Raw genomic sequence first — 21055 nt, 5'->3', positions numbered from 1 at the left:
ATGAAACGAACAACGTTAAGTATCACGCTTCTTTCGACAGTTATGTTATTAAATGGCTGTGGTGAAGAAAGTAATCAAACTTCGAATACGGTAACAACACAATCCGTAGAAAAAGAACCTACTCAGAAGGCTTGTTACGATGTCGGTGAAACAACGTCACTCGATCGCATAGATGTAACCGGACCACGCTGCCAATGGCAAAGTGAGCACAACTTTATTGTTTACTCTGAAGATCTGTCCAAGCCTGAATACCCAGGTACACTTCCCGTAAAACCAGGCTATGCTGTTCGCAGAGCAAAAGAGTGGCCTCGTGAAGACTTGTCTGATGCGAGCTCTTATGACAAACCTCGAATTCAGTTTTGGTGGAATAATGTCAGCTCACGAGACCCTCTCGTAAACGATTACGAAAATGGCTACAAAATTTGGAGCGTGAAAATTGATGGGACAGATTTACGTTTAGTTACGGATGATATGCCAAGTATGGCGTCACCTCAGACCTTTGTGACGAGCCGTTCCCCTAATAATCGTTATGTGGCATACGCATACAGTTATGGCGAGCCTCTGATAAAAGCGATCTTTGACTTAAAAACGCAACAGACCATTCAGTTGGGCAGTGCGCGCACCAAGCCATATTTAGTCTGGGCGGACGACTCTAGTTACATCTATTTCTCAGATGGTTTTAAGCGTTTTAAATACACACTAGCTACGGGAACCAAAGAAGAGGTAGATGTACCGTTGTCTGAAGATACGGTCATTGTAGATGGCAAGTTAATCAATGCCGCGGGCTTGGGGGTGGGAGTTTATGACGCCAAGACACTCAAACGCTTATACACGATTTTACCTGAAAAAGAGTTTGAAGACTCCGTCGATATTGAAAAGCGTATCTACCGCCAAATTGCCATCAGCCCTAATGGAAAATACGTGTGGGCAGTAAACTCGTACCGTAAAGTGTTGATCAACGTTGAAGAAAAAACGTGGCTTGCGTTTTCTAAGGAAGGCGATGAAAAGAACGTTTATGCTAAAGTGGGCAATATCAGTAACAACGGTAATGAAACACAAAGAGGAGCAGCAATAATAACCATAAGACGTTATGGGCCAGATCTCCGTTATGAAATGAATGGAAATGGTGCTCAGTCATGGAAGGTGATTCAATCTGGTCAAAACACGATAACACCAGTGTTATATAATGCCGATGCTAATTATGGACGCTTTCTGGAGGTAGATAACGATGAGTAATAACTTTAAGTATTTACCAACAGATGTCTATTTGTTCGGTGTCGATTTTCCTAATATTGGGGATGCACAGAACCCTCAATATAGAGCGATTAATATCGAAAAAGATCTGACCTCATTAGAAGAGTTGAAAAATATCCGCCCTATGTCACGTCTTCCTATTGCCATAAATTTAGGTGAGGAAAGCGCTGCTCTTTGGGCGACAGACGATTTAGGCCGTTTACATGTACTCGGTGATTCAACGCAGAAAAACCCAAAAACCAACGTCAATCAGGTTTTGGCACTGCGTTCGCCCGTACATGAACTAACACAGAAGACGTATAAGCTGTCTTTTCCTGAATGGTCAATGCTTACAGAGTTGGCGATTGGTGCGCAGAGTAAGGCTCGCCCAATCAAAAAGGCGTGCGCAGACCTCGCTTCTATCTTAGAAAAGCTAAAGGGGTATGGCGGTGATCAAACGCTTAACTCGCTAGAAAAAAAAGTGGAATATGCTGTTACAGAAGTAAAGCGTTCACAGCTCGCACCAAAATATGAAGTAGGTACTCAAGCGCTAACTGATGAGCAAGTTACATATAACAAATGGTATGACTCTGTACCTGAAGATAAGCCCATTCGTGGTTTTATCGTGCCAACTTTTTCATTTCTCGCTGTAGCGTTTTCAACCGATGATTATGACCTCGCTATTGTTGATGTAAAGCGTTTCGACGAGACAACGAGTACACATAAAAGCTTACAAGAAGAGGACACTGTAACGCAGGCTAAACTTGATAAAATCAGCGGTTCGCATCGTCCAATCGCGTTGTTTCCGTTGGCGTCAGAGGATTTTACTGATGGCATGTACACCATTGAAGTGGTTTTCGACCGAGAGTTAGCAGGTAAAATTCCCGAATTTGCCCAGACTGCCACTAATGTAACCAAAGAGTATGATGAGTTTGGACTTATCTCCAGAGTCACCTACGAGCTACGAGAGTACATCACGCTTAGCCAAACGACACCGTTTGGTAAGATCGCGGTTGTTGCGGGCGACATGATCTCACTTGAAGAGTCTTTGATATACCAATTTCCTACGCAGTTTAAAGCTCTACAAGCCTTCCGAATGGGAGAGCTTGAAAAACTAGAGAATAGCGGAACGACTGCCAGTATGAGTGCTGCGCTGTGGGAGATTGGTACAAAAGTTACGCCAAGTTTGGTTAATGCTGGCATTAATATTCATCAAAATCCCTCCAGTAAACACGACGTGGTTGGAAGTTTAGCAAACACGTTTTGGGGGCAAGTAGATAAGGGCGCATTACCTCCAGCCATGATTTCGGCATTGGAGTTTTCATTTGGGGTATCGGCTACCGCAGCAGCTTACCAAACTCTTCAAGATTTACGCCAAGCGGCATCGGAATCCGAGCGTGCAGCACAAGTGGGCTTAAAAGTGCTCCTCAAAGAGAAGGGGTTTGACAAAAGTAAGTTCTTTACCAAGGTTATTGAACCTGCGAGAAATGGTAATGCCCACGTTGTGGCGGGGAGTGCTGCAAGAACGTGGTTGACAGGTAACGGCAGTATCAAAAGCTTTTTGTCGCCCTTTGCTGGTGCAGGGCTCAATGCAATCAACACCTTCTATGAGATAAAAGAGATCACTGACAAAAGCGAGCAATTACGCTTAGCAGAAGAGAAAGCTAAACTCAGGAAAAGTTATTTTGAGCAGGTATCACGCGATTATCTGAACTGGGTACCAGTCTGGAAAGAAAGTCTGAAGAGCGGGGAATTACTACTTAAGCAAATCATAGATAAGTTAGGCGACAATGTAACGTTTACTGACAGCATTCCGAATGACGTTGCTGAAGACAGTGCAATGTTTGTTAAAGACCATAAAGGTGCCGGTTTACGCTTGGTTTTTCCTTTTGATAACAATCAGGTTCAAGCCCCTCACTTGTCATATTTGGCTGCTGTCGATAAAGAATTATCTAAGATTCCAAATGCCGTTGTTGAAATCGAAGGGCATGCCTGTCAAAACGGTGATTCAGAATATAACCAAAACCTTTCGCAACAGCGAGCGCAGCATGTTGCTGAGTTCTTTTCTTCAGTTAGTGACATTCGATTTTTTGGCGAACGTCGACCGATAGTCGAGGTACCAAACAACGAAATCAAACGCGAAAACGCGCAACTTAATATTAACCGACGTGTTGAGGTTCGAATCTACCTACAAGAGTTTGCGGCGAGAATTCCACCGAGTCGACTCGGCTTTAAGGCTATGGAGCAAGCGCGTTTAGCTCAGTTAAATGCGAACTTGGGAGAAGAAGCAATTGCAAAAGAGCTCAAGCTAGCTATCTTCGAGATGATCGTTGGTATGGCTTGCTATGTTCCGATAATAGGGCAGGCAGCAAGAGGCTTTTTCGTTGTCAAAGAAGGCGGAAAAATGCTGATGAGTGGTGCCCAGTTGCTTGACTCTGCACTCTTTGATTATTACTTGTCTTCTTACAACGAGGTTAGAAAAAGCGTATCTGCAATTGAACAACTTAGCCATGAAACCACAGAGATTATTGATTCATTGGCTGAGATTAATACGCAATTGACTGAGGTGTATTTTACGTCATCAGATGCGTTAGTTGAGCACTTAGGAAAAGCTACGGGTGCAAAGGAGCTGATTAAGCGCTATCAACGCCGTGCACTTGCTATTAATGGTTTGGTGCTTTTGATTCAAAGAGCTTGTGCTGAGGGCGAACAAGAGTTCACAGAACAGTGGCGAATATTAGCTATCGATGAATACATTCAGCGATATATTGAAACCGATGGTTGGATATTAAACACAGAGTTAAAAGAAAACTTGTGCAACTTGTGGATCCAAGAACTCATGCGTCGTGAGGGACGCAAGCAATTAGTTGAAAGTTACGGTGAAGAAATAGCTGAACAAATCATTACTCGTAACAAAGCCAACTATATTGCTCCAAAAAGGAAAGACGTTTCTGGGGCGTTTAATGTCGCGTTTCCAGTGCAAGACAAGCTCTATAATCGCGATCAACAACGAGGCTTAGTGGAGTTTGCGACACAGTTTAATGTTGAGTCTAAAAAATTATCAGAAGAGGACCTAGGGTTCGTTAGGTTATTAGTCTCTGAGCCTCATGACAACTCTAAATGGGTCACCTTTGATGAGTGGGAGAAGGTACGATTAAAAGCAAATAAAAAGGTGCGATTATCGCCTTTCCACCGTTTGAAGTGGCAAATGGTGTTAGGCAAACAAAGTCTGAAACAGATGACGTCAAATGTGTTTCAGTGTGAGATGTCTTATCAGCGCACTGACGGTTTACTTAATACCAGTGGACCTAAGTTTAATTTGATGTTCAAGCCGATGAAACACGAGGAATTTAGTGTAGATCCCAAAGGTGAGTTGGCCGAATTTTTTGAGGCGGAAAAAGCAGACGGCAAAGTCCTTATTGGTTGTGAGTTTGAACCGTATTTTTACTTTGGCGATGATGTCTTCTCTGGAGTGAAGCCTTTGATCGCTAAGCACGATTTAGTCGATTATAGCGGATACTTATCTCAAGTTGCTCTCGGTCCGATTTTTGGGCAGGTGATAAAAATTGACTCCCAACAAGATGTACTCAAAGAATATGTAAACAGCGGTGGCTTCAAAAATATGACCTATGAGTTCACTCTATCTGGAAGCAACTATAAGCTACCAGTACGAGTGGACAAGACAGTCGGACGATTTATTACGTCACCTAGACAGATTCCTGTAGGAGTCGATACAAACCATAACTATACACTCTCTGCTAAATCGGGCTTTATTGCGAACGGAAATAGTGTGTCAGAGAAAGATTTGTTAACGCTAGATTTTGTCTTACATAGTAAAGTTCATAAAGGCCCGACAAAGCCTGTTATCGATGACATTAAGCACAGTGCGATTGCGGTCAACTACGGAAATAAACGACAGTTTATGAACGAAGACAGTATGTTCACTACTGCTGATGAGCTCAAAGGTTTTGATTGGACTTCGAATAAGTCATTCGCTATGGAAGTTATGCTTATTGGTGGCAAGCACAGAAAAGAGTCGTATGAGGGACAAAACCTCGAATGGCAAAGTGTTCCAGTTTCACTAAAGCTATCTACTACTTTTGATAATGAAGCCGTATTCGGATCTGAAACTACCGCTGGTCCTGAGTATCTAAGTAACCTTACTTATATTGGGATACTAAAGAAAGACGGTTCTAAATGGACGCTAGATGACAGCGATGTGATTAACAAAAATATAGACGCAGATTTTGTCTCTGAGGCTCTATCCAACATAGACATGGATGAAGATTTCGATGGTAAGGTGGTCTACGCGTCTCGTTTCGAGTTCGCATTTAAAGCGCTGAACGGGCAAGAAATCAAGGGGCTTCGACCATTTGGACCCGTTGTCTCGACATCTGGTCGATTCCAAGAAGCAGTTCTAAAGGTGTCCTCTCTAGTACAACGTAATACAGCGGAAAAAACGCCGTTTAAACTTGAAAGCTTTGAGATGTCGTTGGGCAGGCAGTACAAAAATGTAGATGAGTTATCTTATTTTTCTGATTGTGAAGACCCAAGCTATAAAGTTGATAAAGATATGTACATCAACTGGGCAAAACTGAAACCTGAAGAGCGTACAGAACGTTTGGTAACTTGGATTAGAGACCCATACTTAGCAACTATCATTGAAGCGTCGATTCTCAATAAATAAAAAAACCGCCTTCGGGCGGTTTTTCTTTTCTTATCAATGGAAACTGAAGTAAGATTTCTCGCTTCTCGCTTCTCGCTTCTCGCTTCTCGCTTCTCGCTTCTCGCTTAACCCGCTGCAGAAATATCGTATTTCTTCATCTTATGGTTGAGAGTGCTCATTGGAAGCGCCAATTGCTCAGCGGCCTTCTTGGTGTGCCAATTGCAAGCATTTAAGCAATCGATGATTACTGTACGCTCGTATTGGCTGACAACGTCCTTAAGGCTCTTTGAAACGTCTTCTAAATCCGCTTGTGCTTGCTGCTCGTAAGTAGGTTGCTCTGGGGTAGATGAAGCTGCTTTCATGTCGATACTTGGCACACTTTCTGGGATTTGTTCGCCAAACTCGATGTGAGTAATAGTTTCAAAATCGGACAGTAGCACCGAGCGCTCAATGATGTTCTTAAGCTCACGCACGTTCCCTGGGTATTGGTAGGCAAGGAGCTGTTTACGTACGTTGGCACTTAACCCTGGTGCTTGCGGCAAACCTAGCGTGTTGGTGGTGTGTTGCACGAAATGTTCGGCAAGGGGAATAATGTCTGACTTGCGAGCTCTCAATGGTGGTAATGTAATAGGGAACACATTCAAACGATAGAACAAATCGGCACGGAATCCGCCATCTTTGATTTGCTGCATAAGATTACAGTGGGTTGCGGCGATAACGCGAACGTCCACTTCAATCTCTTTGCTAGTGCCGATTGGGCGAACTTTACGTTCCTGTAGCACACGCAGCAATTTTGCTTGCAGTAGCATTGGCATATCGCCAATTTCATCTAGGAAAAGCGTGCCGCCGTTGGCTGCTTCAAACAAACCGACTTTGTCTTTGTCCGCGCCCGTGAATGAACCTTTCTTATGCCCAAACAGTTCAGACTCTAACAACTGTTCGGGAATTGCCGCACAGTTTTGTACGATCAAAGGCTGTTCTGAACGGTTAGAGTTTTCGTGAATGTATTTCGCGATCACCTCTTTACCTGCGCCCGTTTCACCACGCAACAGAACGTCGACAGGAAGAGATAGCACCTTATCAAGACGATTCAAGACATTGAGCATTTCTTCGCTCTCTGCAATAGGACCTTGATAGGCTTTCTGAGTACGTTTTTTGAGCTGAGTGTTCTCGCGCACTAGGGCTTGATTGTCGGCATTGAGATTTTTAATCACTTGCCCATATTGCTCTAACCAAACGGCTTGGCGAATATTACTCGCTGCCATTCGACAAAACTCCGTCAAGGCTGCCTCGTTGTCGATGACGTTCAAATCGAGTAAGACTAACAGCCCAATGGTTTTGCTTTCGCTATCAATCAAAGGCCAAGCCAGTAAGTTCTCGCTTTTTAATCCCAGTGTCTGTTCTGTTTGATAGATGCTTTCGCAGTCATAGCCGTTGTACTTATACAACTCGTTAATCAACACCACTTCACCATTACGAATGGCAAAGTTGAATGGATCGTTCTCACTGGCTGAGTCTAACTGTAATGCTTCCCAAGGGTGGGAAACGATAGTTTTATCGTTATGGTGAGCGGTACTTGGAATCAACGCCTGCCCAGTCTGGTCCAAAACGTAAATGATGCCGTGCTTTGCGAGGGTCATTTGTCTCGCAGCGGTCAACACGGCATCCAAGGTTTGGGTAAGCTGGCTGCGATCAGCCAAAGACTGACTGATCGCAAGTAGGGCGTTACTAAGTTCGCTATGGTTAGCTGAACGCATAGGTTAGTGTTCCTTGCTCATCGACAGACACTTCGATTTGCGTATGTGAATCATCCTTGTCATGCACTAATAGCTGAGTCGATAGTTGCGGCAGCAACTGACGGTTGATGACCGCGTCGATGTTACGCGCGCCCGTTTCAGCAAGGCGACAGTTACCTAGTACGAACTCAACCAAGCTTTCTTCGTAGCTCAGAGACAACTTGTGATGGCTCTGTAGACGCTGAGAAACTTTGTTCAGCTTGTGGTGAATAATTTCTGTCATTGCTTCATCAGACAGCGGAACAAATGGTAGTACTGACATACGTGCCAACAGCGCCGGCTTGAAGTGTTGGTTCAAAGTAGGGCGAATAGCTTCTGCGATGATGTTTGCATCGATGTCTTTGGATTGATGAACCAAAGATTCAATCTCGTGCGTCGCAAGGTTACTGGTCATGATGATCAGCGTGTTCTTGAAGTCGATTGTGCGGCCTTCGCCGTCGTTCAGCGTGCCTTTGTCGAACACTTGGTAGAACAGGTTCAACACTTCAGGGTCGGCTTTTTCCACTTCATCAAGAAGAACAACAGAATATGGACGTTGACGAACCGCTTCTGTCAGCATGCCGCCTTCACCGTAACCTACGTAACCCGGAGGAGAACCGATTAGGCGAGATACCGTGTGCTTCTCTTGGAACTCAGACATGTTAATGGTCGTCATAAAGCGCTCACCACCAAACATTTGATCAGCAATCGCACGAGCCGTTTCGGTTTTACCCACACCACTTGGGCCAACGAGCAGGAATACGCCTGTCGGTGCGTCTGGGTTACCTAGACCAGCTTTCGCAGTTTGAATGCCTTCAGACAGTGCATCGATAGCGTATTCTTGGCCTTTGATGCTTTGTGTTAGGCTTTCTTTCAGTTTTAGCGTGGTTTCTGCTTCGTCTTGAAGCATCTTACCCATAGGAATACCAGTCCAGTCCGAGATGACGTGGCTAACTTCATCTGGACCCACTTCAAAGTGAACCAGTGGGTTGCCATTGCGGATTGCATCTAGCTGTTCTTGGCAGGCCGAAATTGCAATGCGAACGGCTTCTTCATCCATTTCTGCATATGGAGAAACGTTTTGCTCTTGTTCTGAATCTTCTTCTGCAACAAGCTCCTCTTCATTTGTTTCGCCAAAGACCAGTTCATGCAAACGAGAGCGTAGAGCAATCATCTCTTGGATCTGCTCTTTTTCTTTGTGCCATTGCGCTTCTTGTTCTGCTAGCGCTTCTTTCGTTGTTTCCATTGCCAGTTTTAGGTCTGGAATGTTAGCAAGGCTGTGCTTGTCGCCAGTTTGCTGCAGAGCATCACGCTCAAGTGCTTCAAGCTCGCGCTGTTGAGCTGCAAGTTCTTGTTGCAGTGTCTCTACAGAAGCAGGAATGGCATTAAGGCTGATGTTCACTCGTGCACACGCCGTATCTAGTACATCGATCGCTTTGTCTGGCAGTTGACGACCAGAGATGTAACGAGCAGAAAGTGCTGCCGCAGCAGTGATAGCATCGTCACGCACGTAAACGTTGTGTGACTTCTCGTATGTTGGGCGCAGACCACGAATGATTAATGCTGCTTGCTCAGGAGACGGTTCGTCGAGTTTCACCAATTGGAAACGACGCGCAAGAGCAGGATCTTTCTCGAAGTACTTCTTGTATTCCGACCATGTTGTCGCAGCGATGGTTTTCACTTCACCACGCGCTAGGGCTGGTTTTAGCAAGTTTGCCGCGTCGCTGCCGCCTGCTTGGTTACCACCGCCAACAAGGGTGTGTGCTTCATCGATGAATAGAATGATTGGAGTTGGTGAGTTTTTCACTTCATCCAATACTGCGTTTAGGCGTTTTTCGAATTCGCCTTTTACGCTTGCACCAGCTTGCAGAAGACCCATGTCCAGGCCGTAAAGCTCAACACCTTTGAGGTTGTCTGGTACGTCACCTTGTACAATCTTAAGTGCCAAACCTTCTACTACTGCGGTTTTACCAACGCCCGGTTCACCAACAGCAATAGGGTTGTTTTTACGGCGACGAGCAAGAATGTCCACGATTTGGCGGATTTCTTGGTCGCGGCAGAAAACAGGGTCGATTTCGCCTTTGCGTGCTTTACCAGTGAAGTCGGTTGTGAACTTGCTCAGTGCTGAGCCATCCTCACGAGCTTGTGTTTTCTCTGAAGTAGCAACTTGCGCCTCAATAGAGTGGCTTGTTAGCTCTGCAAAGTTACGCTTAAGGCTGTCAGGGTTTACCGCTTCAAGGATAGAGGCGTAACCATGTTGGCCGTAACGGAGAGGGTTGCTAACAAGAGTAAGGAGTAAGGCACCAGAGCGGATTTGTGTTTCGGATAGATCTAAAGAAGAAACCAGCCAACTTTCTTGCAACCATTCGATTAATAAAGCAGAAAAAACAGGTTTGCTGCCATTTCCTTTGGCGTTGGTGTCGAGTGTGGATCGAACCGATTGTCTTAATAAGTTCTCAGAACAATCAAAATGACTTAATAAGACGTCAAAATCACTATTTGGCCTTTCTAATAGACTCAGTAAATAATGCTCAATTTGAACTTCGTTTGCTTTTTCAGAGACTGCAAGTGCAGCGGCGTCTTCTAATGCTACTTTTGCAATCGGGTGTAGACGCTGAATTAATGAAGAAAGGTTTATATTTATCATAGCCATTTTATTCTTTAGAGGAAAAGAGGTAGCAGCTATTATACTAAAAGTGATTGCGTTCTTTTTTTATCAAGATATTTTGACTATCGTTTGTTGGTTATTTTTAATGATTATTGTGACATTAATGTTTGTGGTTATTTTAATGGCGTTGTTATTCTAAATTAATTGATAGTAAAAGTGTCGGATTTATTAGTTTTAATGACTTTATTTACACGGTTTTATATGGTTATTTTCACTTTTTAAAGTTATAACAATTTATTATTATCTTAATCCAACTTTTTGGTTTTTTATCCAATAAATTGTACTCAAGATATTGGTGAATAATGTCTTAATTTATTTAAATTGTTGTTTTTATTGCATTTTTAAAGTTGGCACGGACTTTGATTATACCAAGTAGTCGCGGTGATAAGCGATTTGGTGATTTAAACAAAACAGATTTTAGAAAAGGAAATAGCGATGCCAACTCCAGCATATATGTCTATCCAAGGTGAGACTCAAGGCCATATTACTAAAGATACTTACTCTGCAGATTCAGTAGGTAACACATGGCAAGAAGCTCATGTTGATGAGTTCCTAGTACAAGAACTTGATCACGTGCTAACAGTTCCACGTGATCCACAAAGTGGTCAGCCAACTGGTCAACGTGTACACCGTCCACTTGTTGTAACTAAAGTTCAAGATCGCTCATCTCCACTACTATTCAACGCACTAGTATCTGGCGAAAAACTTCCTGAGTGTGTGATCCGCTTCTACCGTACTTCAGTTCAAGGTAAACAAGAGCACTACTACTCAATCAAATTGATTGATGCGCTACTTGTCGATATCCAAACTCGTATGAACCACTGTCAAGACGCAGCAACAGCTGACCGCGTGACAGAAGAAGTGCTTAAGTTCACTTACCGTGCGATCGAAGTAACTCACGAAAACTGTGGTACTGCGGGTAACGACGACTGGCGTGCTCCACGCGAAGCTTAATTGCTCGTCGCGTAAAGATTCAGGGCCAACGATTGTTGGCCCTAATTCGATTATTTGTATCAGGTAAAAGATATGGTGAATGACGTAGAATTTAAATTTGAAGTGCCTGGATGTGGGCATGAATTTCGGGTTGAGAGCTTTCATGTTCATGAAGAGTTATCTAAGCCTTTCCACATCAATCTCTCATTACTTTCACTTGATCCAGATATCTCGTTCGATGAGTTAATACGTAAAGCAGGAACGTTGACACTTTACGGACAAGGTGTTGGGGCTGCGCGCGTGTTCAACGGCGTGGTGAATGAAGTTCGTTACTTAGGGACTGGACGTCGTTTTTCTCGTTATCAATTAGTCTTGGTTCCTCAAGCTTGGTTCTTATCTCAGCGCCAAGATTGTCGTATTTTCCAGCAAAAGTCAGCGCAAGACATCATCACAGAAGTACTCGATGATGGGGCAGTCACCGATTACCGATTTGAAGTGTCGGGTACTTATCCTCCAAAAGAATACGTTCTGCAATACCGTGAGTCTGACTTGCACTTCGTGCAGCGTATGATGGCTGAACACGGTATGTGGTATTACTTTGACCATAGCGATTCAAATCATACGATGGTCATTGTCGACAGTAATGACGCGATTGCACCTTTGATAAGCTCGCCACTAAATGCTTCATACATTGGGCCGATTGTTTATCATGCCGATGGTGGCGGTGTTGCCGATCGCGAGCATATCTCTGATCTCGAGTTAGTTAACCGCGTTAGAACGGGACAGGTTACGTACACAGATTACAACTACGAACACCCTAAAATTCCACAAGAGATGACACAGGCTGGCGAGCTAGACCAAGATCTCAAGCAGTTTGATTATCCTGGACGATACGTCGACCCGCTGATGGGTCAGGTGAGAACCACGGAGTGGATGTCGGAACACATAGTCGATAATCAACAAGTGGAAGCAACGAGTGACGTAATGCGCTTAGCATCTGGTTACAGCTTTAACGTCAGTGACCACCCGCGTTCTGAGATTAACCGCGATTACCTCATGTTGTCTGTAATGCACACAGGTCAAGATCCGCAAGTGCATGAAGATGAAGCGAGTGGTATGCCAACCACTTACTACAACCAGTTCTCATGTGTTCCACGTGATGTGGTTTTTAAAGCGCCTAAACTAGCAGCACCAGTAGTGGATGGCCCTCAAACGGCGGTCGTTGTAGGACCAGAAGGTGAAGAGATTTACACCGACAAGCTTGGTCGAGTGAAAGTACAGTTCCATTGGGATCGCTACGGTGATAACAACGAACATTCAAGCTGTTGGATTCGTGTAAGCCAATCCATGGCGGCGCCAACATGGGGCGCAGTTTATTTGCCGCGTATTGGCCATGAAGTCGTAGTGACTTTCCTTGAGGGCGATCCAGATCGTCCGTTAGTTACGGGCGCAGTTTACAACGGTTTGCATTTCCCACCGTACTCTTTGCCAGAAAACAAAACTCGTACCACGTTCCGCACGCAAACGCACAAAGGAACAGGTTACAACGAGTTGAGTTTTGAAGACGAAGCGAACCAAGAAGAAGTCTATATTCACGCTCAAAAAGACATGTCGACCAAGGTGCTCAACAACCGTTACCGTGATATCGGTCAAGATGAATTCTTGAAGGTTGCACGTCACCAAACGAATGAAGTTCATGGTGACCATAAAGAAACCATTCATGGACATAAAACGACACAAGTAAACAGTACGTTTACCGAGACAGTCGAGCAAGACGTTACCGTCACATACAACGCGAACGAAGCCCAGTATGTGAAAAACAATTCTGACTTAGAAATTGGTGATAACCGTACGACTAAGATCGGTAAAAATGATGACTTAGATATTGGCGAAAACAGTAACCTTACTATCGGTGCGTCTAAGAGTTCAGATATTGGTGCGGATGATAACCAGACGGTTGGTGGCAACTTAACGGTATCAGTGAAAGGGAACACCGCTTATAAAGCTGATGGTGCAACGCAAATTATCAGTGGCGACAAGATTGTATTGAAAACGGGTGGTTCCTCTTTAGTGATGAACAGTGATGGTTCAATAAAGTTATCAGGCTCGGCTATTACGATCGAAGGCAGTGACAAAGTCGTCGTGAAAGGTGGCAACGTAGTGGTTAACTAACAATGGAAAAACAACCTCTTACAACAGAAGTAATATCAGAGCAGCAAGCCGAATCAACGGCTTGCTTTTCGCGTTTTGGAAGAATAGTGGCTATCAATGAGTCTACGGGCAGTGTGCGAGTTGATTTTGATGGTAACCCATTTAAGCAGCCACTCACTGCGAGACTAGGACGTGGCTTTCGTCGTTCTGAGCTGCAAATGGCTATCGATAATCGATTAAGTTGTCGAGTTGAATTTTTGAACGACGACTTAAGCTTGCCTCTTGTGACGGACATTTTCTTCTCCATTCTGGATGACTCTGACGAGTTTGTATTGCGAGCGAAGAAGATGGTTATCGAGACAGAACAAGAGTTGGTAGTCAAAAGTGGTGAGACAGAAACTCGCTATAGCGGGCGCGATGGACGAATTACCACTAAAGCGAAGTACGTCACTTCTCAAGCAGAAAAAGCACAAAAAATTCAAGGCGGAACGATCGCAATTAACTAATTACCTAGCATTAGCTAATTTACGTCGAGTTAGCTAATTACTTTGTATTAACTAATTGCAATCGCGTTATGGCACGCTAATAACGGATAACTAGATGCGACAAAGAATCGGTGTCGAGCACCTAAAGGCACCCATAACCAATCAAGAAGTCGAAGGCGCGTTAGCAAAAGCTGATCGCGCTGTGAATGACCTTTCCCAGTTGCCAGTAACATGGCTGGATTTCTGTAATGAAAAGCTGTCCATTGCTTCTGAAAGTATCGGGTTTTTAATCAGGCAGCGAGTTCAAATTCACAAAAGGGGTTATCCAAGTCGTGAGTTGGCGTATCTCAAGCTGATCGAACGCCAAATTGAAGAACTGAAGCAGGTGTACTTGTCGTTTTATCGGCTAGCACCGGGGTTGATTCATCAGTTAAGAGGCCAGGAGCCAGAAATCTACAGCTGGCTGATGCTACAGGGCGAGTTGGGCTCAGAGTTGGATAACCTTTTGTGCGGATTGAGTTTACTCGAAGATATTGACGCTAAAACCGCAATGGTCATTGCCGTACAATCTCCGGTTGAATCTATGGATAGCACGCTTTCGGAGCTTATTGAGGGTAATGCGACATCCAGTGCGTTTTACTTTGAATGCTTACGTGTACGTCAAACATTAAGTGTTTCTCTCATCAAGCGCTGGCACAAAGCCAGCATCATTAGCTCTCATGTTGCTTTGCCACTGCTCGCTTTACAAGACGTGAAAGAGGGGATTGATTGGCTCAATGACAATGCAGGCAGCGAACAATATCTATTTGAACGTTTGATTACCAAACGTGACAGAGGCACTTGGTTCCGTCAGTGCTTTGGCATCGAACCAAATAGATTACCATCAGCGCAAGTGCTCACTTACGCCAAGTTGCTTGAGTTAAAAGAGTTTGAGGCGTTTGATATCTCTTCTTCATTAGCACCTGTTGATTTTGCGCTGAGTGGTGATTGGAAACTGGTGCCCCAAATCATCGAGCACTTGGAAAGTCTGGAGGAAGCTGAGGGTGAAATTTGGCTTCAAGCTTTGTATGTCGTCTACGGAAAGCTTCTTCCTCTGACTCCGCAAGATGTTGGTGTCGAGTATGAATGGGAAGAGATCGTCGATCTGCTCAATGAGTGGGTGGAAGACGAAAAATATATCCAAAATCTACCAAGCCGCTTGGGTTACGCATTGAGCTTCGAGTCTACGTTAGCTGCGATGCAAGATTCTAACGTTGATGTGCTGTTCCGCGATTGGCTATGGCGTCAACTCTGTATTCAATCCAGAGCCTACGTGCCTTGGGATATGGCAATGCCGATTCATCAACAAGACTGGAACTTTAACAATTTAAAGGCCGCACCTTCTGCGAGCGAACGATTCAACTTAAGGAATAGCAATGCAGTTATGGGATATTGAGGCGCACCCTGAGCTATCACTTAAAGGTCGTTTTCAACGTGACGAAAACGGCGATGAAGTGTGGGTTGTGGTCGCCAAACGCACATGGCAATTCGATGGTGTGGTTTGGCACGAATTAGGTGAAAGTGAAATCTTCGATGATCCCCGATACTTGGGCGAAGAAGGCTTCTCTGCGATGAAAGTTGACCACGAGTTCGCGTATACCAAAGACAACACAGATGTACTTGTTTACGGCAAAGCGCGCAGCTACGCGAAAAAGCCAGTGACATACCAAGAGTGTCGTGTGCTGATTGATGGTCATATCGATAAGACTCTCGCTATTCACGGGGAACGCGTATGGGTTGAGCATGCTGGCAGTATCACGCTGAGCAATCCAGTTCCATTTATTGAAAAAGACATTGATTACACTTGCGCGGTAGGCGGTGATTTACGTAACCGAATAGGCGGTGGTGTTGCCGATTCCAACAAAGAATTGCTTGAACAGAAAGCACCTTCGGTTTTTTATCCTCGTGAAGACTGGAGTGCCGCCGCGAAAAAACTACGCGTTGCGGGGTTCGGGCCAGTCCCTCCGTTCTTTGAGTCGCGCCAGAAGCTGGCCGGCACGTTCGATGACGATTGGATTGAGAATCGCAAGCCAATGTTGCCACTCGATTTTGATAAGCGGTTCTTCCAAAGCGCGCCTATTGATCAACAGTGCAAAGGCTTTCTTCGTGGGGGGGAGCGTTTGATGATGAGTGGCTTTTGTCATGATGACACGCTTTCATTTCGAATTCCTAAAGAAAAATACCGTGCGATCGCGACGTTCAAAGATCAAAGTTATCAAGCTGATATGGCGATGTACACCTTATTCGTTGATGCGGAAAAGAAAACTATATCAATCAGTTACACCGCTGCGTTTCCTTGTCAGGGCAAGGAGCATTTGTTGGTGTCGACATCCATCACTAAGTTGGAAGAGGTAAGCGAGCATGCATAATTCAACAGGCCGTTACGTGCTAGGGATGGAAGTGATGACGCCAACCGGTATGAATTTAGATATTGCTAGTGCAGTTTCGTATGCTGATTTAGGAAGATTCGACCAATGTGTAGGGGATGATGGTATCGAGCGTTTTACTTACGCCAAAATCGAATACACCAAAGAAAGTGAGCAGTTTGAAAAAACGTGTGAGTTAATCACCCACTTGCTTGATTCATTATTAGCACAGTTACCACGTTCATTGAGACCAATACCTTTGCTTATAGCGGTGCCTGCGTCTGTTTCACTAGTAAAGGTGCAAGAATGGCTTGGTGAAAGTAACTATGCTGAATTTCTCTCTGTGGTGAATGCTGTTCATGCCAGTGGGCCCAGTTTCGTTCTCCAGGCCATGAAATCATTGGATAAATATGATGCTATGATGTGTATCAGTGTCGATTCCTTGGTGAGTTCGATGCAAACACTCATCGACGATGCGATGGTAATGAGTACCAATAATCCATGGGGCGTTATTCCGAGCGAGGGTGGGGCGGGTTTAATTCTTTGTCGAAAAAACACCGTAGAAACATTGAAACTTAAGCCTCAAGCGCAGCTTGGCTACATTGATACGGAATTAAACACTTCAGACCGAAGAGGCATGTTTCGACTTGTTCAACGTGCGAGTAAAAAGCTTGATTCATTTGGTGAAGTGTATTCCGATATGACGAACCTGCGCATGCATTCGGAAGATTACGGTTTTGCTCTGGGGGCGAAAGCAGAACGATTCACGAACCCAGAACAACCGCAGCTTATCAATGAGTTGTGGGGCACGATGGGCAGTTGTTCTTCTCTCGCTTTAATTGCCTTTGCGGTCAGAGAGCACCACTTTAAGCAACCAACTACGTTGTTAATGTTCGACTTTCATGGTGACAAAGGAGTTCTCCAATTACTGCAATGTTAGTGGGCACTCATCGATCAAATAGCAATGAAAATATACTCATATTATTAGGTTGAAGTTTGTAACACGAAAAAGCGTATAACTCATGCAGTGAAAGCGTAAGTAAAAAGGTCTAATAAGTTAGTAATAATAACTAAAATAATAGGCTTACTGTTTGTTTTAAATACCAACCTTGATACAAGTACGTTCAAGAAAATATTATTCAACTCTAATAATATTTATTCTATGAAAGAGTACTAAGTGTCTAATAATCAGAGTACAGCCAAAGGATATATCGATCAGTTGGTTGTTAAAGCTATTGAGAAAAAGAAACTGAATGAGCAAAGGCTAGCAGAAAAAAATAAGCCGAAGCTTGAGTACGTGCTTTTTTCACAGTTTGATGTATTAGACAAGCTTCCTTCTAGAAATGGTAAGACAACGGTTTACCATCTTGCAAAAAAAGGGCAGCCAGAGAAGCAAATCTGTTGCAAAGTTATCAATGATGACTCGCCAGAATTTGCGAGCAAAATGTTGATTAACGAAGCGAGCAGGCTGGAGCTTTCTCAACACCCTAGCGTGGCTAACTTTGTAAAAATCGGCAACGAATTCGAACGCCCATATTTGATGTACGAGTGGATCCAAGGTGAATCACTGGCAGAAAAAATGGAGCGTCATTCTTCTAAAGGCTTCCGCCACGACCACATCGCTTGGTTGGTGTATCAACTCGCTGGCGCTCTAGAGTTTATGCATACAAGAGGTATCTGCCATCTTGATATTAAACCATCTAACGTATTAGTGAGTGAAGGCGATTACGTTAAGCTCATTGATTTCGGCGCTGCTCGTTACATTGGAGAGACAGAACCTTACGCAGAAGCAAGCTTGAGCTACGCTTCCCCTCTTTATATAGAAACTGGCATCGCGGAACCGCAAGATGATGTTTACTCTCTCGCTTTGCTCGCTGGACACCTATTTTTAGGATCAATATTTGGTGATGCTTGGAATAAGCAGTTAAAAGATCGAAAGCGTCCGGCTTTGATCCCGGCTCATATTTGGAAATTGCTGAAAGAAGTCATCAACAAACCAAGAGGGCATGGCTATACCGCTATTTCTTTTGCTCAACAGTTAGCGCGAATCGATACGCAATCAATTAGCTCAAATTCTAACGCACCAATTTTCAGTAGCTTGCGTAACGCGGACTTGCTGCTTACACACTGTAAGCCAAATGATAAAACGGCGTATGGTCGCTTTAAAATATTAGAGGCGAGCTTAGTGTTGAGTGTGCTGGCAACAGCAGGAAGTTATTTGTATCAACAGAATAAAGATCAATTGGATGCCATTTTTTCCCGAGGTGTCACTACTGTAACTCACGTTATTACGCCCTCTGAAACGGCTTCTTTTTTGGCTCAGCCTCCATGGAAAATCAAAGAAGAATTGTCTCAAGCTACTCAGAGTATTGATATGACAGAAGCTTATCGAACAGCATATCAAGCTCAGCAGTTAAGCCTCTCGAATTTATATGAAGAAAAACAGGCTCAGTTAACGTCGTATCAATCGTTAGCGGATGGCTTACCAATGGCATTAGTCGAATTACGTAAGGAGCTTGTCACCTTGCGAGAAACCCTTGTTCGTGACGGTGCTCTGTTTCCATATGCGGATGAGGCGTTGACTAAAGTGATGTCTGGGTTAAATGTCGCGTCTATCGATTCCATGAAAGTATCTGCCATAGCTGGCAGTCGAGATAAGCAGATTGCTCGCTTAATTTTAGATGGTGAAGCTAAGCTCGCAGAAAATGAAATGAAAGAGGCATGGTTGTTAAACCAGTCACAAGCCTATTTCTACAACCAAATCTTACCAAAGGCTGTGATGGAAAATATTAATGACTCCATCGATAAACATGCAGAGGCGCACTTTTACACCAAAGCAATTGAAGAAGCTGAATTAGCCAAAGCCTACTTCGGTAATACGCCAGAACTAGACAAAAAAATAAAGGATTTAATCGTCGCAAGAAGCGAATTTATTTTGTTTAGCACCGTGATGGAGCAATCCGTTTACGACAAACAAAAGCTACATGAATCCCTTGCCGATTTAGAACGGAATGCACCAAGTAAATTTACGGAAATCACGAAAATTCTAGATAGCATGGCGTCGGATGCGATAGAGCAGAGCCATCGATTATCTAAGCCAGCAAATGGCGCAATTGCGGTAGCGCGTGCGTTGAGAGATTACTTGACTGAAGGAGACGTGAATTTTGTCCAACATTGATATCGACCGTCTGCTTAATCCTATTTCTGATGAATCTCCAGTGGGAAACGATGCCCGTTACGAGTTTTGCTATGAAATGATGGAGTCCGAAGTGAAGAAATTCGGTTCCTTGTTTGGCGAAACAGTAGATTGGAGCGTGGTAAAAACGCACGCGACCGAAGTTCTAGAGCACCACAGCAAAGACTTAAAAGCCATTTGTTACCTCGTTCGCGCGCTAACAGAAGAGTTTGGTCTGCAAGGCTTTGAGCAAGGTCTAAAGCTGCTTAGTGAGGCGTTAAGTCGCTTTGGCGTTGAATTGTATCCTTCCCGAAAGCGGGGTCGAGATGGCGCGGTCGAATGGTTGAACCATCAGTTTAAACTGGTCAGCAGCAAGTTAGCGGAAAGCGCTCAGTCATGGGATTTGGTATCAAACTGCATTTCGACTATTGAAGAAGTGCAGCGTCAATACGACGAGGTTTATCAAGACTCAGAAGCGGATTTCTTTGAGATTCGCACTCAACTCAATGTTTTATCTCAACAAGCGGCGGCTGATGAGCAGAGCGATGATGCAGTCGTTAACGTCGAACAAGCGGCGCCTGCACCAGCTACGCAGCCTGCTGCCGCAGAAACGCCAGCGCAGAGTGAAGTGCAAACCGCACCGGTGAAGGCGGTTCCGCCGGCCCCTAAACCTGCGCCAGTTAAGAAAGCGGTAGCAAAAGAAGTCGATGTCGATACGGACTTCTCTTCGCCGACGGCTTCTAAGCGCACCTTGAAGAAGGTTGCGGAAGTCATGCTTCATGCGAACCCAAGTGATCCGCTGGCTTACCGGATTTATCGTCATCTGACTTGGGATGACATTGATGGTCTACCCGACCACCAAAATAATCAAACGCCTTTGAGCTTGGCAGTGTCGTCCGATCAACAAGCAGAATACCGAGATAAAGCTGACCAAGAAAGCGACATCGACACCATTAAGCGTTTGGAGCGCACATTAACGGATGCGCCATTTTGGCTGACGGGCCATTACTTCGTGTATTCGATGCTTAATAACTTGGGCTTTGATGATGCAGCACTTGCTGTGAAACAAGAAGTGACGCGTTTTGTTGAATCGCTAGAGGGCATCGAGCACCTCTCATTTAAGAATTCTATACCATTTGCAGATGAAGCGACCTTGAGCTGGTTATCGACTCAAGATACTACTTCTTCGACTTCTCAACCCGTTGTTCAAACGGTTGTGATTTCGCAGGAAGACTCGCTGCCAATGGAGGATATCACTCTAGAAAATCTAGGGGAATGTGCCGCAGAGCTTGCCCGCAAACTTGAGCTGGATAGCTCGGGACGTGGGCAGTTCATGCTGTATTTACAATTGATAGCAGCTTACCAGTCTGTTGGATTATACCCGTTGTGTTTGCCGTATCTTGAGAAGGGGTGGGAAGTACAAAAAGCGTTTAATCTCGCGAGCTGGGAACCCCACTTATCGTCACAGTTAGAAGACCTAATTCGAAAAACACTCCATCGGTTATTTGGAAGCAAGGATCTTCTACCTGAGAAGTATGAAGAGTGGAAAGCAATTTACGACTAA

12 protein-coding genes are annotated in these 21055 nt (G+C 44.4%); 10 read left to right on the top strand and 2 right to left on the bottom strand.

All coding sequences use genetic code 11. The features are described 5' to 3' along the window. Together R7H07_RS02025 and R7H07_RS02020 are read left to right on the top strand one after the other, a co-directional pair. Positions 1-1236 (top strand): TolB family protein, encoded by a 1236-nt coding sequence (locus R7H07_RS02025; RefSeq protein WP_054574686.1) that lies wholly within the window; start codon positions 1-3, stop codon positions 1234-1236. After that, complete coding sequence (locus tag R7H07_RS02020) at positions 1229-5920, top strand: OmpA family protein (RefSeq protein ID WP_065275205.1); 4692 nt, start codon at positions 1229-1231, stop codon at positions 5918-5920. Before R7H07_RS02025 ends, R7H07_RS02020 begins: the two co-directional genes overlap by 8 nt. A gap of 104 nt (positions 5921-6024) precedes the next feature. Here the strand turns inward: R7H07_RS02020 and R7H07_RS02015 are convergent, their stop codons facing one another. Together R7H07_RS02015 and tssH are read right to left on the bottom strand one after the other, a co-directional pair. Further along, on the bottom strand, positions 6025-7656 hold the full coding sequence (locus tag R7H07_RS02015) for a sigma-54-dependent Fis family transcriptional regulator (RefSeq protein ID WP_065275206.1): 1632 nt from the start codon (positions 7654-7656) through the stop codon (positions 6025-6027). Continuing rightward, positions 7643-10321 carry a type VI secretion system ATPase TssH gene (gene tssH, locus R7H07_RS02010; protein ID WP_065275620.1) on the bottom strand — a complete coding sequence of 893 codons (2679 nt, stop codon included), beginning with the start codon at positions 10319-10321 and terminating at the stop codon, positions 7643-7645. Before tssH ends, R7H07_RS02015 begins: the two co-directional genes overlap by 14 nt. 456 nt (positions 10322-10777) lie before the next feature. On the opposite strand from tssH, the gene R7H07_RS02005 reads away from it, so the two are divergent. From R7H07_RS02005 to tssA, 8 genes are all read left to right on the top strand, one after another. Continuing rightward, positions 10778-11296 (top strand): Hcp family type VI secretion system effector, encoded by a 519-nt coding sequence (locus R7H07_RS02005; protein WP_005373415.1) that lies wholly within the window; start codon positions 10778-10780, stop codon positions 11294-11296. A 72-nt stretch (positions 11297-11368) separates the two neighbouring features. After that, positions 11369-13447, top strand: coding sequence for a type VI secretion system tip protein VgrG (gene tssI / locus R7H07_RS02000; RefSeq protein WP_206958775.1), 2079 nt, complete (start codon positions 11369-11371; stop codon positions 13445-13447). A gap of 2 nt (positions 13448-13449) precedes the next feature. Then, complete coding sequence (locus R7H07_RS01995; RefSeq protein ID WP_025767908.1) at positions 13450-13932, top strand: hypothetical protein; 483 nt, start codon at positions 13450-13452, stop codon at positions 13930-13932. Positions 13933-14026: 94 nt separating this feature from the next. After that, positions 14027-15346 carry a hypothetical protein gene (locus tag R7H07_RS01990; protein ID WP_206958776.1) on the top strand — a complete coding sequence of 440 codons (1320 nt, stop codon included), beginning with the start codon at positions 14027-14029 and terminating at the stop codon, positions 15344-15346. After that, positions 15327-16319, top strand: a complete 993-nt coding sequence (locus R7H07_RS01985) for a DUF2169 domain-containing protein (RefSeq protein WP_170890165.1) — start codon at positions 15327-15329, stop codon at positions 16317-16319. Before R7H07_RS01990 ends, R7H07_RS01985 begins: the two co-directional genes overlap by 20 nt. After that, positions 16312-17256: a hypothetical protein gene (locus R7H07_RS01980; protein WP_033906406.1), complete on the top strand. Its 945-nt coding sequence runs from the start codon at positions 16312-16314 to the stop codon at positions 17254-17256. The genes R7H07_RS01985 and R7H07_RS01980 overlap by 8 nt, the downstream gene beginning before the upstream one ends. Positions 17257-17493: 237 nt before the next feature. Next, on the top strand, positions 17494-19494 hold the full coding sequence (locus R7H07_RS01975; protein WP_193837943.1) for a serine/threonine protein kinase: 2001 nt from the start codon (positions 17494-17496) through the stop codon (positions 19492-19494). Then, positions 19481-21055 (top strand): type VI secretion system protein TssA, encoded by a 1575-nt coding sequence (tssA, locus tag R7H07_RS01970; RefSeq protein WP_149192103.1) that lies wholly within the window; start codon positions 19481-19483, stop codon positions 21053-21055. The genes R7H07_RS01975 and tssA overlap by 14 nt, the downstream gene beginning before the upstream one ends.

Source organism: Vibrio sp. Vb1127 (assembly GCF_033338735.1).
Lineage (GTDB): Bacteria > Pseudomonadota > Gammaproteobacteria > Enterobacterales > Vibrionaceae > Vibrio > Vibrio alginolyticus.
The sequence above is the reverse complement of the archived record's forward strand: the minus strand, read 5'-3'. Positions and strand labels throughout refer to the sequence as shown.

Excerpts from the sequence above, each read along its gene's own strand:
- R7H07_RS02015 (WP_065275206.1), bottom strand. The coding sequence starts at position 7,656 with ATGCGTTCAGCTAACCATAGCGAACTTAGTAACGCCCTACTTGCGATC.
- R7H07_RS01995 (WP_025767908.1), top strand. The coding sequence starts at position 13,450 with ATGGAAAAACAACCTCTTACAACAGAAGTAATATCAGAGCAGCAAGCC.
- R7H07_RS02005 (WP_005373415.1), top strand. The coding sequence starts at position 10,778 with ATGCCAACTCCAGCATATATGTCTATCCAAGGTGAGACTCAAGGCCAT.
- tssH (WP_065275620.1), bottom strand. The coding sequence starts at position 10,321 with ATGATAAATATAAACCTTTCTTCATTAATTCAGCGTCTACACCCGATT.
- R7H07_RS01980 (WP_033906406.1), top strand. The coding sequence starts at position 16,312 with ATGCATAATTCAACAGGCCGTTACGTGCTAGGGATGGAAGTGATGACG.
- R7H07_RS02025 (WP_054574686.1), top strand. The coding sequence starts at position 1 with ATGAAACGAACAACGTTAAGTATCACGCTTCTTTCGACAGTTATGTTA.
- R7H07_RS01990 (WP_206958776.1), top strand. The coding sequence starts at position 14,027 with ATGCGACAAAGAATCGGTGTCGAGCACCTAAAGGCACCCATAACCAAT.
- R7H07_RS02020 (WP_065275205.1), top strand. The coding sequence starts at position 1,229 with ATGAGTAATAACTTTAAGTATTTACCAACAGATGTCTATTTGTTCGGT.
- R7H07_RS01985 (WP_170890165.1), top strand. The coding sequence starts at position 15,327 with ATGCAGTTATGGGATATTGAGGCGCACCCTGAGCTATCACTTAAAGGT.
- tssI (WP_206958775.1), top strand. The coding sequence starts at position 11,369 with ATGGTGAATGACGTAGAATTTAAATTTGAAGTGCCTGGATGTGGGCAT.